Annotated in this window: 8 protein-coding genes; 5 read left to right on the top strand and 3 right to left on the bottom strand. The window is 57.1% G+C overall.

Going from position 1 to position 14,984, the window contains the following annotated elements:
* Positions 1-14 precede the first annotated feature (14 nt).
* Both GIW69_RS00725 and GIW69_RS00720 read right to left on the bottom strand, forming a co-directional pair.
* On the bottom strand, positions 15-272 hold the full coding sequence (locus GIW69_RS00725) for an immunity protein (protein WP_236480241.1): 258 nt from the start codon (positions 270-272) through the stop codon (positions 15-17).
* Complete coding sequence (locus tag GIW69_RS00720) at positions 272-2,566, bottom strand: S-type pyocin domain-containing protein (RefSeq protein WP_236480240.1); 2,295 nt, start codon at positions 2,564-2,566, stop codon at positions 272-274. The genes GIW69_RS00725 and GIW69_RS00720 overlap by 1 nt, the downstream gene beginning before the upstream one ends.
* A 701-nt stretch (positions 2,567-3,267) precedes the next feature.
* Between GIW69_RS00720 and GIW69_RS00715 the strand changes: the two genes are divergently transcribed.
* From GIW69_RS00715 to GIW69_RS00700, 4 genes are all read left to right on the top strand, one after another.
* Positions 3,268-5,061, top strand: a complete 1,794-nt coding sequence (locus GIW69_RS00715) for a DUF1302 domain-containing protein (protein WP_236480239.1) — start codon at positions 3,268-3,270, stop codon at positions 5,059-5,061.
* A gap of 21 nt (positions 5,062-5,082) precedes the next feature.
* On the top strand, positions 5,083-6,450 hold the full coding sequence (locus GIW69_RS00710; RefSeq protein ID WP_236480238.1) for a DUF1329 domain-containing protein: 1,368 nt from the start codon (positions 5,083-5,085) through the stop codon (positions 6,448-6,450).
* A 140-nt stretch (positions 6,451-6,590) separates the two neighbouring features.
* A complete protein-coding gene (locus GIW69_RS00705; RefSeq protein ID WP_236480237.1) occupies positions 6,591-9,143 on the top strand; it encodes a LuxR C-terminal-related transcriptional regulator in 2,553 nt (850 codons plus the stop codon).
* Between the two features lie 139 nt (positions 9,144-9,282).
* Complete coding sequence (locus GIW69_RS00700; RefSeq protein WP_236480236.1) at positions 9,283-12,675, top strand: dermonecrotic toxin domain-containing protein; 3,393 nt, start codon at positions 9,283-9,285, stop codon at positions 12,673-12,675.
* A 49-nt stretch (positions 12,676-12,724) separates the two neighbouring features.
* Here the strand turns inward: GIW69_RS00700 and GIW69_RS00695 are convergent, their stop codons facing one another.
* On the bottom strand, positions 12,725-13,516 hold the full coding sequence (locus GIW69_RS00695) for an IclR family transcriptional regulator (protein ID WP_236480235.1): 792 nt from the start codon (positions 13,514-13,516) through the stop codon (positions 12,725-12,727).
* 163 nt (positions 13,517-13,679) lie between these two features.
* Here GIW69_RS00695 and hmgA point away from each other — a divergent pair, with 163 nt between their 5' ends.
* The gene (gene hmgA / locus GIW69_RS00690; protein WP_236480234.1) at positions 13,680-14,984 is read left to right on the top strand and encodes a homogentisate 1,2-dioxygenase; all 1,305 of its coding nucleotides are present in this window, start codon (positions 13,680-13,682) and stop codon (positions 14,982-14,984) included.

The following is a 14,984-nucleotide window of genomic DNA, read 5'->3' as shown; positions in this document are numbered from 1 at the left end:
ACCAGATTCAATACTTACGAATATTTATTATTTTTCAGGAACTCGGGCGCTTTCCAGTTAGGTCCCTTAACTGCTACGGCGCCTTCACCATTGGCCAAAATGCCTTCTTCGAACAGTCTTGCGTAGATTTTGAGCAGCTCCCCGCTGGCGATGACTTCGAATCGGTAACGCCCAAACATTCGATCTAACGATGGGATAGCAGAGCCAAGTGCGAAAACAGTCAATGCGTCTTCTATTGATTCATTTTGAATGATCTGTTCGACCCTGTTCATCACTTGCCCCCTTTAAGTAAGTTGTTGAAAAAATCTTCATCCTGTCTGTCCGCAGCCGCAATGGCGTCTTTCGTGTAAAGGAGAGATTCATCATTTGTGAGCTCGAAATCTTCCAAAGTGGCTGTGTGCGCATTGTTCCATAGTGAAGACTCCTTGTCGGGTTTGAATCCGTCTTTTAGCCCTAGTGCTCGAAATCTTTCCAACTCTCGAATCTCATGAGAGTAATAGCGCAAATCTGTATCAGACGGCTCCATGTATCCGCTCATTATTTTTTCCAGGCGCCGGATCATTATGTCGTTGGCGTCAGATTGGTCGAGTCGTGCAATGTGTAATTTAACGCCATCAATCCCGGCTTGAGTGATGAATGTCGTACGCCAATCCAATCTAAGTGTCGGACCACCGGCTTGCTCCGGATTGTAATAGCGACCACTGTATTTCCCTCTGACGGAGGCTCCCTCATAAGGACTACTGAACACCACATACAGCGGTGGAATCCCCGAATCGTCCGGAAAAACGATGATAAATCTGTCCCAGCCCTCCACCAGTACGGGATGCAGATCCAGTCGCCCCTCAACTGGAAAAATCGGAGCGCCCGAATAATCGGGTGTTTCGGTGTCAGTAACAGGCAGCTCAGTCGTACTGCTTGCAGGCGAGAGTGCGGGAGTCCAGGTCAGGAAATCTGTCGGGGAGTCCGGTAGGACTGTTTCATAGACGTCATTAAATAAATCGTACGTCCCGTGTAGCACCGGGACGCTGCTGCGAGCGTCAAAGTCGTCAGCAGAAACGACGAACACCTCTGCCCCGGTATCTACGTGCCTTATCCCCAAACCGACGGGTAGATCCAGCGCCCCTTGGCGATCCGCAATCTCGCGCAAGCGCTCGACATTTTCTAAGGCCAGTTCGGCAAGCGGTACGCTCATGGAGAAGCGTTCTCCATTGCCCAGGCGCGAAGGCATCAGCAGGGCGGCAAAGCCTACGAGCACCGGGCCCAGCATCGTGGTTGCCGCAGTTGTGACTGTCAAAACGGCTGATCGCAGAGTCGTGAGTATTGCCAACTCCGTTGCGGGAGCAAGACGGATCGCATTTGAAGCAAAAGAAAAGACCGGGCTGGAAGCTGCAGCGTGGCCCGATGCGGGGTAGACCTTGTGAAGTTCTCCCTGCCGAGGAGAATCACTTCTTTCGTGCTGCTCTGAATCCTTTTGTTCGAGCATTTCTTTTTGTTGATGGATCTTCTTTGTTGCAAGTTGAGCCTGCCGCTTCGCCATGGCAGTAGCGGTATGGATAACTTTCCAGCGTGTCTCCAGACTCTGTCGTTCTGTCTCCAGTCGTATTTGGATGTGCTCGATTTTCTGCTCCATTTCAGTCTGAAGAAGTTGTTGTTCTTGTTCGAATTGCTCCGCAGCCGCTTGCATATCCTCTTCGGCTTTGGTTAATGCCGTTCGCAACGCTGCAACCTTTATCTTTTCTTGGGCTTCTGCCTCGGCATTGATTCGCGCAGTTTCGGCAGCTCGTTGCGCTTGCTGGACGGCTAGTTGTCGGGCTTCTTGCAGTGCTGCCAGCCGGGCCGCTTCGCGAGCGTTGATTTCGTTTTGCTCTACTTGTCTGCGCGCCGCCTCTGCAAGGTTTTTCTGACGCTGTTGTTCTGCGGCGACGCGCGCGCGTTCGGCAGCCTGGCGAGCGCTTTCTGCCGCTGCCGCTTGTGCCTGATCGTTGCCTTGCACAGCGGCCAGCCATTTATGCACATCAACCTGTTGCTGGTTGAGCATCTGGATTGACTGCGACAGCAACTTGGCTTCGTGGGCGGCCTTGTATGACGACGTCCAGGCCTTCATGGCAATACCCGTTGGGTCGACTTCGCGGTGGTTGCCCCGTGCTTTTTTGTAGTAATCGTTAAAGTTTTTATTGATTGGAGACTCTCCAAAAAACTGATGGGCAAGAGCAGTCTTTTGATGAAGTTCGGCAGTTTTTCTGGCAATCAGCGTCTGACGCACGCCTAACTCTCGGATAATCGCTTGTGCGGGAGGAAGCGGATGTGTGGGTACTTGTAGCCGGGTCGCGGCGAGGTCGTGCTCGATGGATTGCGCCAATTGCTGTAGCCGGTTCCGAACCTCCTGCTCAGTTCTCGATTTGCTGGCCAGATACTCTTTCGAATTGACGACGACATTGATCGGCACGCCAAACATACCGCTGTCGGGGATGATTGGAGACGTCCCGTAAGTGATTGGAGTGTTTTCTGGTGCCGGCGCGGTTGTATGAACTGCTTCGGTTAATACAAAGGGGGGAGTATTTTGCATATTCATGTCCTTTGAGTCTGCGTGATGAAAGCATGGCGTCCGTGCCATTTGTAGTTGGTCTTTTAAAGTTACAACGAAACTTAAAGTGAAGTTTCCGAATGCGGTGTGAGTAAAGTTTTCCTGTATTGGAAGAGGTTTCAGGATGTTAAATGGAATCGTGTTTTAATCTTTTAATTTATAGGAATCTTCTGATGGTCTTTTCAGAATCTTCTCTCAGGGCTGTGCCCCCAACTTTTCAACAGGCATAAAAAAGGCCGCTGCAAACGCAGCGGCCAAGGTAAGACGTTGGATCAAGGAGCTACAAATCAACGTCAGTGAACACCGGGGCGATGAATCGAACGACGCTTCAATCCATCTGAAATCTGACGCCGCTGGCGGTGAGTGACTCACCCGCCGGGGCTTCGCGCTTTCTGGCGGTCTGCCGTGAAAGCGGGGCCAGAATAAGCCGCTGATGCGAAAGGAAAAATAGCCGACTCAGAGATGCACTGTTACGGGGCATGTAACAGTGCCGCGCATCCGAAGTGCGCATCATCCGTTGTTTTGATAGTGCGCCATCCAGCCGATGCATGACCCGCGCAATACCCCGTGCCGCAAGGGCACTCATCCTTTCGAGGTACAGCGCGAATACCTCCTTGGTGCGCTTATCGATCCCGGTACACCGCAGTAGGGTGGGGCCTTCTGTCACTCACCGGGGAAGACGCATGACAAAAACAACAATGCGCGCCATCTTCACGCCGCAAGCGCTGGCCGCTGCGGTGGCCATGGGCTGCTGCGCCCAGGCGCACGCGGTTTCATTCAACATCGGGGAAATCGAGGGCACGTTCGACTCCTCGCTGTCGGTTGGCGCGAGCTGGGGCCTGCGCGATGCCGACAGTTCGCTGGTCGGCACCGTCAACGGCGGCACCGGGCAGTCTTCCACGGGCGACGACGGGCGCCTGAACTTCAAGAAAGGCGAAACCTTTTCGAAGATCTTCAAGGGCATCCACGACCTCGAACTGAAGTACGGCGACACTGGCGTCTTCGTGCGCGGTAAATATTGGTATGACTTCGAACTCAAGGACGAAGACCGCGAGTTCAAGCAAATCAGCGATAAGGGCCGCAAGGAGGGCGCCAAGTCCTCGGGCGGGGAAATCCTCGATGCCTTCGTCTACCACAACTACTCCATCGCCGACCTGCCGGGCACCGTGCGCGCCGGCAAGCAAGTGGTGAGCTGGGGCGAGAGCACCTTCATCGGCAACTCGATCAACAGCATCAACCCGATTGACGTTTCAGCGTTTCGCCGTCCGGGTGCGGAGATCAAGGAAGGCCTGATTCCGGTGAACATGCTGTTCGGTTCCCAGAGCCTGACCGACAAGCTTTCCGTGGAAGGTTTCTACCAACTTGAATGGGATCAGACCGTTCTCGACAACTGCGGCACTTTCTTCGGTGTCGATGTGGCGGCGGATGGTTGCAACAACGGTTACACCGTGGGCAGTCCGGCAGTTGCGCCGCTCGTGCCGCTGACCCAGGCGTTTGGCCAGGGCATTCAGGTCACGCAGGAAGGCGTGGTGATTCCCCGTGGCGGCGACCGTGATGCGCGGGATTCCGGGCAATGGGGTACGGCGCTGCGCTGGCTCGGCGATGACACTGAATATGGCCTGTACTTCATGAACTACCACAGCCGCACGCCAACGGTTGGGACGACCACGGCGGGTCTGTCGACGCTGGCGGCGTTGCCGGCGATGGTCGGCATTGCCAACGGTCTGGCGCCCGGCAGCGGCGCGGGACTGGCGCAAAGTGTGATGCTCGGACGCGGCCAGTATTACCTCGAATACCCGGAAGACATCCGCCTGTACGGTGCCAGTTTTTCCACTACCTTGCCGACCGGCACTGCGTGGACCGGTGAGATCAGCTATCGCCCGAATGCTCCCGTGCAGGTCAACACCAACGACCTGACCCTGGCGTTGGTCAACCCGATCGCCGGCGGCACCGCTTCGCCACTCGCGACATCGCCTGGCGCTGACAACAAAGGCTATCGCCGCAAGGAAGTGACGCAACTGCAAAGCACCCTCACGCACTTCTTCGATCAGGTGCTCGGTGCCCAACGGCTGACCCTGGTCGGCGAGGCGGCGGTGGTTCACGTTGGCGGTCTGGAGTCGCGCGACACGATTCGTTACGGCCGCGACTCGGTCTACGGCCAGTACGGTTTCGGCGGCGACACCGACGGCTTTGTCACCTCGACCTCGTGGGGCTATCGCGCCCGGGCGATCCTCGATTACGCCAACGTGATCGGTGGCATCAACCTCAAGCCGAACCTGTCCTGGTCCCATGACGTCGCCGGTTACGGCCCTAACGGTCTGTTCAACGAAGGCGCCAAGGCGATCAGCGTCGGCGTCGATGCCGACTACCGCAACACCTACACCGCGAGCCTCAGTTACACCGACTTTTTCGGCGGTGACTACAACGTCCTCGAAGACCGTGACTTCGTGGCCCTGAGCTTTGGCGTGAACTTCTGATCTGCGAGAAGGATGAATTTAATGCGCAAGATGATTCTGCAATGCGGCGTGCTGGCCCTGAGCCTGCTGGCTGCGAACGTGATGGCGGCGGTGTCGCCGGACGAAGCCAATAAACTCGGCACCAGCCTGACGCCGTTGGGCGCCGAGAAGGCCGGCAATGCTGACGGCTCGATTCCGGCCTGGACCGGTGGCATCGCGAAAAACGCGGCGGCAGTGGACAGCAAGGGCTTCCTGGCCGACCCGTTTGCCAACGAAAAACCGTTGTTCACCATCACCGCGGCCAATGTCGACAAATACAAGGACAAGCTCTCCGAAGGGCAGGTGGCGATGTTCAAGCGCTATCCGGAAACCTACAAGATCCCGGTCTATCCGACTCATCGCAGCGTCGGGGCGCCGGCCGACATTTACGAATCGGCCAAGCGCAGCGCGCTCAACGTGACCACCATCAATGATGGTAACGGTCTGGCCAACTTCACCGGCAACCGCTATTACGCCTTCCCGATTCCGAAGAATGGCGTCGAAGTGCTCTGGAACCACATCACCCGATATCACGGCGGCAACGTGAAGCGCATCATCACGCAGGTCACGCCGCAGACCAACGGCAGCTACACGCCGATCCGCTTCGAAGAAGAGATCGCCGTGCCGCAACTGATGAAGGATCTGGATGCGGACAAAGCCGCCAACGTGCTGACCTTCTTCAAGCAGTCGGTGACGGCGCCGGCGCGTCTGGCGGGCAACGTGCTGCTGGTGCACGAAACCCTGGACCAAGTGAAGGAGCCGCGTCTGGCGTGGATCTACAACGCCGGCCAGCGCCGGGTTCGCCGCGCACCGCAGGTGGCGTACGACGGCCCGGGCACGGCGGCTGACGGGCTGCGTACCTCCGACAACTTCGACATGTTTTCCGGTGCACCGGATCGCTACGACTGGAAACTGGTCGGCAAGAAGGAAATGTACATCCCGTACAACAGCTTCAAGCTTGATTCGCCAGCCTTGAAGTACGACGACATCGTCAAGGCCGGGCACATTAATCAGGATCTGACCCGTTATGAGTTGCACCGTGTCTGGGAAGTGATCGGGACAGTCAAGGCGAACGAGCGGCATATCTACGCCAAACGCCATATGTACATCGATGAAGACAGCTGGCAGGTGGCGCTGGTCGATCACTACGACGGTCGTGGTCAGCTGTGGCGGGTGGCCGAGGGGCATTCTCAGTACTACTACGATCATCAGACCCAGGGCTACACGCTCGAAGCGCTCTACGACATCATTGCCGGTCGCTACATCGCCCTGGGGATGAAAAACGAAGAGAAGCGCAGCTACGTATTCGGCTGGGACGCGAAAGCGGCGGACTACACGCCGTCAGCCCTGCGTGCCGAGGGTGTACGGTAAGCGTTCTGCTAAAAAAGCCCGATACAAGGCGACCCCATGGGTCGCCTTTTTTATGGGCCGCAATCAGCGTGCTGAATACTCGTCAACAAGCGCCGTAGAGCGGGCTAGGGTGAGGCCATAACGATAAAAAGGCTCTCCCGATGACCGCCATGACGCAGCGCCTGGATCGCCCGGGGTTTGTTCCACGTCTTTCCATCCATCATCAGGCTCGCCTGCGTTTAAGCGAGCCGTTGCTCGCCTCGACCGCCCGTGTTCGCTTGATTTGTGCGCCCGCCGGCAGTGGCAAAAGCGCGCTGCTCACGGAGTGCCTGTTACAGGCGCCTGCCCATTGCGCAGTTATCTGGGTGCCGCTGGCTGGCGCGGGATTGAGTGTCGGCGATTTTTGCGAGCGCCTGGGGCAAGCGTTGGGCATTCAGGCCCGCGATGAAGCGTCATTGCTGGGGGAGTTCGCCCGTTGGCAGGCGCCCACCTGGTTGTTCCTGGACGATTACTGCCGCATTCCCGATGCTGCTTTAGATGCGTTGCTTGATCGACTTTTGGCGGTCAGCAGTCCCGCGCTGACCTGGTGGATCGGCACGCGGCGACGTCCGCAATGCAACTGGCCGCGATTGTTGCTCGATGATGAACTCTATGAGTGCGAAAGCGTGACGCTGGCGCTGAACCTCTGTGAAGTCGCGCACTTGCTCCACCACTTGCCGGTCGAACAGGCCGAGAGTGTCGCTGCCCGGATCATGCAGCGCACTGGTGGCTGGTGCGCCGGTGTGCGCATGGTATTGCTGCAAAAGTGCGACTGGTCGCAAAAGGCTCCACCGCAGCAACGGGTCGATACGTTGCTCGATTATCTGCAGCACGAACTCTTTAACAGCCTTTCGCCCGAGTTGGCCGAAGCCTGGCGGGTGCTGGCGCATTTGCCACGCTTTAACGCCGAGCTTTGCGATCACCTGTTCGGCGCCGGTGATGGCTCAAATTATCTTCATCAATTGCAAACGCTTGGCTGCTTCATCGAACCGTGGCAGTCGTCATCCGACTGGTTGCAGATTTTCGTGCCGTTGTCGCAGTTGATGCGCGCCGAGCAATGGCCGGCGGGTCGCTCTTGGCACCGTCGGGCATGCCAGTGGTTTGCGAGCCGGGAAGACTGGAGGTCAGCCTTCGAACAGGCGTTGCTGGCGCAAGAGTTCGAAGTCGCGGTCAGCCTGTTGCAGCATTTCAACTTCGAGCAATTGTTTGAAGAGCAGACCGTCGTGCTGCTGTTGCGCCTGCACGAGCAGCAGGGCGAGGAGTTGATGCTCGCATCGCCGCAATTGGTCGGGCTGATTGCGGCAGCCTTGATGTTTGCCGGGCGTTTCGAACAGGCCGAGGTGTGCATCGAATGCCTGTCGCGGTTCATGCCGCAGCCGACGGCGGAACAGCAGCGGCAATTGATCGCCCGATGGCAGGCGCAGCGGGGCTGGCTCCTGCATTTGCAGGGCCAGATGGCGGCGGCGCGAGCGCATTTCCATCAGGCCTTGGCCGAGCTCGACCCGCAGGCCTGGCCGACCCGTTTGATGTGCCTGTCAGGGCAGACCCAACAAGCGTTGTTGTGCGGCGAACTGGAACAGGCGCACGCGATCAATCGCGAAGCCTTGTGCCTGGCGCGGGCGCAAGGCTCGTTGCTGTTTGAGGGCTTGCTGGAACTTGATCACGCGCAGTTGCTGGAACAACGCGGCGCGCCGGCACGTGCCGCCAGTCTGTTGGCCGACATGCATGATCTGCTGGGTCAGCGCGCGGAACGGCCAGTGCCCCTGCTTGGGCGCATCGCTTTGCGTCGAGGGCGGTTGGCGTTGTGCATGGGGCAGGAAGAGGACGCGGCCGGTTTTTTCCAGAGCGGACTGGATGACTGCCTGCGCAGTCATGACAAGCGAGTGCTCTATGGTTTTCTTGGATTGGCCGAACTCGCCGCGAACCGAGGCGATTATGCCCAGGCATTCGTACGCCTGCGTGATGCCGAGCGACTCATGCAACAGCGGCAGATTCCGGACACCGTTTACCGAGGTGTTCTTTTGCAGATCAGCAGCCACATCTGGTTGCAGCAAGGGCGCCCGGAACTGGCGCACGAAGCGCTGAGCCGCCTGCTTAAACACTATCGCGGGACTCACGCGTTGCAGGCACCACCGGCGACCCTGGAGTTGATCGCCCGGGTGGAATATTTGCTGGTACTGGCTGAAACGCAACTGCAGCAAAGCGATCAGCCAAAGGAACATCTTCGATCCATGCTGCAAGAGGCCCGTCAGCACGGCAGGGTGCATCTGCAAGCGGAATTGCTGCTGGTGCTGGCGCAGGTGGCCTGGCGGGTGGGTGATCTGACGCTGGCACAACAGGCGCTCGGGGAGGGACGGGCGTTGGCACAGCGTTGCCAACTGCATCAGGCACTGCATGAATTGAATCGGCGACAGCCCGATTTGTGTATCGGTCATCTCGCGAGTGAACTGGCTGGTGACCCACTGTCGGCGGCCAGGGATGACCATGCATTAAGTCGGCGCGAACTTGAGGTATTGACGCTGATCGCCCAGGGCAACTCCAATCAGCAAATCGCTGAAAGACTTTATATCTCCGTACATACGGTCAAAACTCATGCGCGCCGCATTCATGGAAAGTTGGGCGTAGAGCGCAGGACGCAGGCTGTTGCGAAAGCGAAAGCATTAAGCCTGTTATAAAACACGCGTTACGTTTGGACGTATTCAATCGCTGTAATACAGCGGTGGTTTATTTGTTCTGCGCATTTTGCTTAAGTCGGTCCGAATTTAATTAACGGGTATAACCATGCCCGTTCGAACCGATAGGCAGGATAAAGCGATGAACAGGATGTTTCCAAGTTTGATGCTCGACAGCATGCATCAAATGGTTGATAGCGCGACTGAGTTGGGCAAGGCGAAGTTGGCAGCAGAACACCTCGACAAGTTGTTGGTGTCAATCCCGATGTTCAAGAAAATGGTACTTGAGCTGTTCAGCGAAAAACTCTCCCGTTTGATACCGGGCGTCGAAGCTGATCAGGTTTTCATTGCCAGAGGTACATCGACAAAAAATATCGAAGTGCGGCCGGTTGGATCATTGACCAATGTTTTGTTCGAATGCCTGTTTCAGCGAATTTCGCCTAACTATGTAATCGGTGATGACGGTGTGTACGACCGCCCCGATACCCACGCTCCGGAACACCAGATCGCCGGGTTAAAAATTGTTGATGTTGAAACCTTGATTGACAACCTGCGTACCAAGCTCGACTGGGAGCATGTTGCTCGGCTGGATCAATACTGGAGGGCTCCGGTTGGTGTTCAGTCGATGTCGTCCACACACAAGGAAATCTTGCATCAGGCCATGGCCCGGATGTTGATGGCCGAGCTGTCGCTCAGCGTATTTGCGGGACGACTGGATGCCGCTATGGCAGCGCGGATGGCGCAGGCGTTAAGCGCCCCTGGCGCTGCGCGATACGAGGTTGCGGTGAGGGATGGCAAAACCCTGAGTGGTAGCTTTGTACTGGACTCGAGCGGCGTGGCGTCTTCCGAAATCCCATTGGGCAGCGATAACTACGGCTACATCTTATATACATCCGGGCGAGGTTTTGAGTACTTCGCCAACAGCATCGAAATGCACACGGTGTTGTGTGAGCGTCTTTCTGTGACAGGTAACTCGATTACCTTTCCGTTTCTTCAGCAAAGTGCTTTTGATTATGGCGTTGATAGCGCGCTGAAACAGCAGCGAGCCGAAATCAAACGTCTGCTTGGTTATGACAATGGTGGAGTTTCGGGTACGGCTCTGGCACTTGCACTTGATCGTCAGCAACATTTGTTGTCGATACAGTCCGGGGTAATGATGAACCTTGAGTCGCTGCGTAAAGATATACAGCGCATGGAGTGGACGGGGTGGTTGAAAGAGGCGCCCGTTCAGGTACAAAACAAGTACGTTGAACTTGAAGCCTCCATGACCCGGTACGACATCGACTTCAAACGTTCGCACGGGCCTTATTTTTCACTGCGGGACTACACCCGTGAACAAGTGGCGGATTGGTTGAACGTTGCGTTGGGCATCGAACTTGACTCCGACAATATCCGGGTTCATACAACTTACGATATCAACGTTGGCGGCAAGACAATCCGACAGAAAGACAACAGGACATTGACCGAATTTGTCTGCTACGGCGTGCACGACGTCGGTCATGCCCTGCAAATATCCCTGGAAGGTGCCGAAGGAACCGGCCTGACGGCCGACAACCTCGAACGCTGGATGAGTGGCAACAATGTGCGCAAGGGGTTCGTCGAGACGCGTTCGGTGAATCCTAGCGCCGAATATTTCCAGGCGTTCTGCAACAAAATTCACAGCCGCCTGCTGTTTGATCTCTGGGTCGCGCGGCATTCCGGGCTATTCAGTCAGGCCGATTTTGATCTGGTCAGTCGGGCGGTCAGCGGTGATCAATCACTGTTCATCAAAGGTGTCAGCTACTCGCAAGGCATTCAGCCTTTGCGCGATGTGCTGGTCTTCCAGGATCTGCAGCACGATGACGGCCCACAACAGGTTTATCTGAGAAACCCCCAAGGTGTGTTTGGGTTCTTGCGCTTCAATCGCTTCAGCGATTTCAGGGTCCAGTTGCTCCGGTGGATGATCGATGACACCGCGTATGCCTCATCACTGGTTCATCCTGATGACTGGGCGCGAGTCAGCCTGGAACTTCGCCAACGGCGCGAGCAATGGGCAGTCGGAGCGGTGGCGTTGGACACCACGCAGAATCCCTTGGCCGATGCCGTGAAATGCGATTATCGCTACGCCCTGGCAACGGCTGGGCGCATTGCCCCGCCAGCGTTTCGAGAGGTTACGCCAGCTGTTCGTCAGCGCCACGCGCGACTCAACACTGAACTCAAGGCGTTGTACACCGTTGGGCTTCAGGAAACCGGGTTTGTATCTTTCGAAGTGTTCTCGCGCAAGCTGATCAAGGAGCGGGTCGAGCAAGTGCTTCAATCCCGTGGCATTCATGTCCAGGTCGACCCCGACCAAGTATTCGTCCAGACAACGGAACAGACCACCTACAGTCTGTCTGAGCTTATTTTCCGACAACTCAGCTTCGAACCGCCGAGCAGCCCGCATTACGACCCGCGTGACTATCCGAGGTTTTACTGGTCGGGCGCGCACCCTGCGCTGGATGCACTGTCGATTCGGGACATCGCCAGTTGGTCGAAAACGTTACGTGCGGGCGAGCAATACATTGATCACTTGAAGCAGCAGTACACGCCGATAAATCGCCAGTACGCGTTCAAACAAGCGGTGTATTTCCAGCGGCAACTGGCTGAAATGGCGCAGGCTGCGCTGTCTCAGTTCTTCGACGCAAGCTTAAGTGTTCAGCAATACAAAAGCCTGGATCGCCTCATCACCGGGCTGCACACACCTGAAGCGCAAAGGCTGGGCGATCCCGTGGTCAAGACTGAAAGCGTCTATGAGTTCTGGCTCAATGCCAACCGTCGTGTGGACGGCGTGTATTTGTTCCGGACAGTCAACTCCGTGGGGATCGAAGATTTCATCTACACGCCAGATGCTCCGGATGGCCTGGCGTTTCGTAGTGCCGACGATTTCGCCTGGTCGATTCGCGACCGCTATAGAGGGCTGCGCAATTACTACATTGAGCGGGTAAGGTTTGTTGAGAAAAAAAGCGTCAACGGTCTTTTCGACAAGATCTTCGCGACAACGGATCCTGTTGTCGTTGCGCCACAGATCGGCGCCCGGGTCAGGGATCTACGCGTCGCTTACGCTGCCCATGTCGACAAAGTCATCCATGATGTGGATGAGCAAACCACGAGCCTTGGCGAAATCATCGGCAAGCTGATCTATGACAACGTGAAACTGGCGCTCGCTGTGATCAGCATCGTCGTTCCACCGGCAGGGCTGGTGCTGACGGCAGTGGAGACGGCGAAAAACATCTACGACGGTTTGTATGCGCTGCGCTATGAAGACAATGAAAAAGCGTTTACCCATCTCAAGGATGCATTGATCGGATTGGCGACGCTGGGCAAAGCAGCAGCAGGCACGGCCAGTGTGACCAGTGCGCAAAAAACCCTGATCGATCTGTTCGGCGATGCCAACACGTTGGTGGAGCTGGTAGGGCAAGCGACTGGGCAAACCCTTGGCAAAGATCGCTTGCTGGAGATCATTCAGCAGGTATTGGATGAAAAAATAGCGGGCAGCAGCCAGACCATCATTGTCTGATTACGGCGATTGGTGTGGGCACTCAATCTTGCGGTCGAGTGCCTGAAGGTCAGTTTGCGCGGGCTGGCTCAAACCCCATTCGCCAGCTAACGGCCTGCGTCGCCGCCAGCAAACGCTGCGCCGCCGGGCCGTTTTCGTCGGCATGAAATAACGAGGTCGGGCCGACGATGGTCATCACGGCGGCAACCTGGCCCACTGCATTAAACACCGGCGCGGACAAAGCATCCACGCCCGGCATCAGCAAACCGTGAACGTGGTGCAAGCCGCGTTCGCGGATCTGTTCGCACAAACTTGCGTAAGTCACGTCGTCAGCGAGTGGATGACCGACGACGTTGGTTTCCAGATCCCGCAATTCATCGGTTTCCCGAGACGGGAGAAACGCGCTGAACACCAGACCGGTGGATGAACTGAGGAGCGGCAACACTGAACCCAATTGCGTCACTACCGTCACCGCGCGCACGGCCGGCTCGATGTGAACAACAGTCGCGCCTTGATTGCCCCACACCGCCAGAAAACAGGTTTCGTTGAGTTCGTCGCGCAGTTCGGCCAAGGGCAGGGCGGCGACTTTCAGCACGTCCATACTGTTGAGTGCGGCCAGACCGACGCGCAGCGCTTCACGACCGAGGCCGTAATGGTTGGTGGCGCTGTTCTGTTCGGCAAACCCCGAGGCGATCAGCGCTTGCAAGTAACGGTGAACCTTACTTGCCGGCATTTGCACATGTTCCGCCAGGCGCGACAACGAAGTGGCGGGCGATAACTCAGCCAGAGCCTTGAGGATATCGGTGCCGACCTCGGCGGAGCGAACCTTTTGTTTGCCGTTGCTTTCGCTGGTTTTTTCCATGGGAGTGCCGGGTTACGAAACGAGTGGGCGTCTTTATAGCTTGACGCTGGATGTCGAGCAAATTACGTTATGCGTAATCCGATTACGATAAAAATAACCGCGGCGTGCCAAGACCTCTGTTGTAGAGCGTCGGCCATTGCCGCCTCCCTGTTCAGGAGGCTCCATGAACCTCGATTCAACGTCGTCGACGCTGGCTTATCAGTCCGGTTTCGGCAATGAATTCAGCAGTGAAGCACTGCCCGGCGCGCTGCCCGTCGGCCAGAACTCCCCGCAAAAAGCCCCTTACGGTCTCTACACCGAACTGTTCTCCGGCACGGCTTTCACCATGAGTCGCGGCGAAACGCGGCGCACCTGGATGTACCGCATTCAGCCGTCGGCCAATCACCCGGCCTTCGTCAAACTCGATCGGCAACTGGCCGGCGGCCCATTGGGCGACGTGACGCCAAACCGCCTGCGCTGGAATCCACTGGACATGCCGGGTGAGCCGACCGATTTCATCGATGGCCTGGTGAGCATGGCGGCCAATGCCAGTGCGGATAAACCGGCCGGGATCAGCATCTTCAGTTACCGCGCCAATCGTTCGATGGAGCGTGTGTTCTTCAATGCCGACGGCGAACTGTTGCTGGTGCCTGAGCAAGGACGATTGCGTATTGCCACGGAGCTGGGCGTGCTGGACGTCGGACCGCTGGAAATCGTCGTGCTGCCGCGCGGCTTGAAATTTCGCGTCGAACTGCTCGATGCACAAGCACGCGGTTATGTCGCCGAAAACCATGGCGCGCCCTTGCGGCTTCCGGATCTGGGCCCGATTGGCAGCAATGGCCTGGCCAATCCACGGGACTTCCTGACCCCGGTGGCGCATTACGAAGACCTCAAACAACCCACCACGCTGGTGCAGAAATTCCTTGGCCAATTGTGGGGCTGTGAATTGAATCACTCGCCGCTGAACGTGGTCGCATGGCACGGCAATAACGTGCCGTACAAATACGATCTGCGTCGCTTCAACACGATTGGCACGGTCAGTTTCGATCATCCGGATCCGTCGATCTTCACCGTGCTGACCTCGCCGACCAGCGTGCATGGCTTGGCGAATCTCGACTTTGTGATTTTCCCGCCGCGCTGGATGGTGGCCGAGAACACCTTCCGTCCACCGTGGTTCCACCGCAACCTGATGAACGAATTCATGGGTCTGATCCAGGGCGAATACGACGCCAAGGCCGAAGGTTTCCTGCCTGGCGGTGCCTCGCTGCACAGCTGCATGAGCGCGCACGGCCCTGACGGTGAAACCTGCATGAAGGCGATCAGCGCCGATCTCAAACCGGCGAAAATCGACAACACCATGGCCTTCATGTTCGAGACCAGCCAAGTGCTGCGCCCAAGCCGCTTCGCCCTCGACTGCCCGCAACTGCAATCCAGTTATGACGCCTGCTGGGCCACACTGCCCGCCTCATTCGACCCGACCCGGAGATAA

Source organism: Pseudomonas syringae (assembly GCF_021605415.1).
GTDB lineage: Bacteria > Pseudomonadota > Gammaproteobacteria > Pseudomonadales > Pseudomonadaceae > Aquipseudomonas > Aquipseudomonas syringae_S.
The sequence above is the reverse complement of the archived record's forward strand: the minus strand, read 5'-3'. Positions and strand labels throughout refer to the sequence as shown.

Coding starts and splice junctions, on each gene's coding strand:
- GIW69_RS00710 (WP_236480238.1), top strand. CDS start 5,083: ATGCGCAAGATGATTCTGCAATGCGGCGTGCTGGCCCTGAGCCTGCTG.
- GIW69_RS00705 (WP_236480237.1), top strand. CDS start 6,591: ATGACCGCCATGACGCAGCGCCTGGATCGCCCGGGGTTTGTTCCACGT.
- GIW69_RS00700 (WP_236480236.1), top strand. CDS start 9,283: ATGAACAGGATGTTTCCAAGTTTGATGCTCGACAGCATGCATCAAATG.
- GIW69_RS00725 (WP_236480241.1), bottom strand. CDS start 272: ATGAACAGGGTCGAACAGATCATTCAAAATGAATCAATAGAAGACGCA.
- GIW69_RS00715 (WP_236480239.1), top strand. CDS start 3,268: ATGACAAAAACAACAATGCGCGCCATCTTCACGCCGCAAGCGCTGGCC.
- hmgA (WP_236480234.1), top strand. CDS start 13,680: ATGAACCTCGATTCAACGTCGTCGACGCTGGCTTATCAGTCCGGTTTC.
- GIW69_RS00720 (WP_236480240.1), bottom strand. CDS start 2,566: ATGCAAAATACTCCCCCCTTTGTATTAACCGAAGCAGTTCATACAACC.
- GIW69_RS00695 (WP_236480235.1), bottom strand. CDS start 13,516: ATGGAAAAAACCAGCGAAAGCAACGGCAAACAAAAGGTTCGCTCCGCC.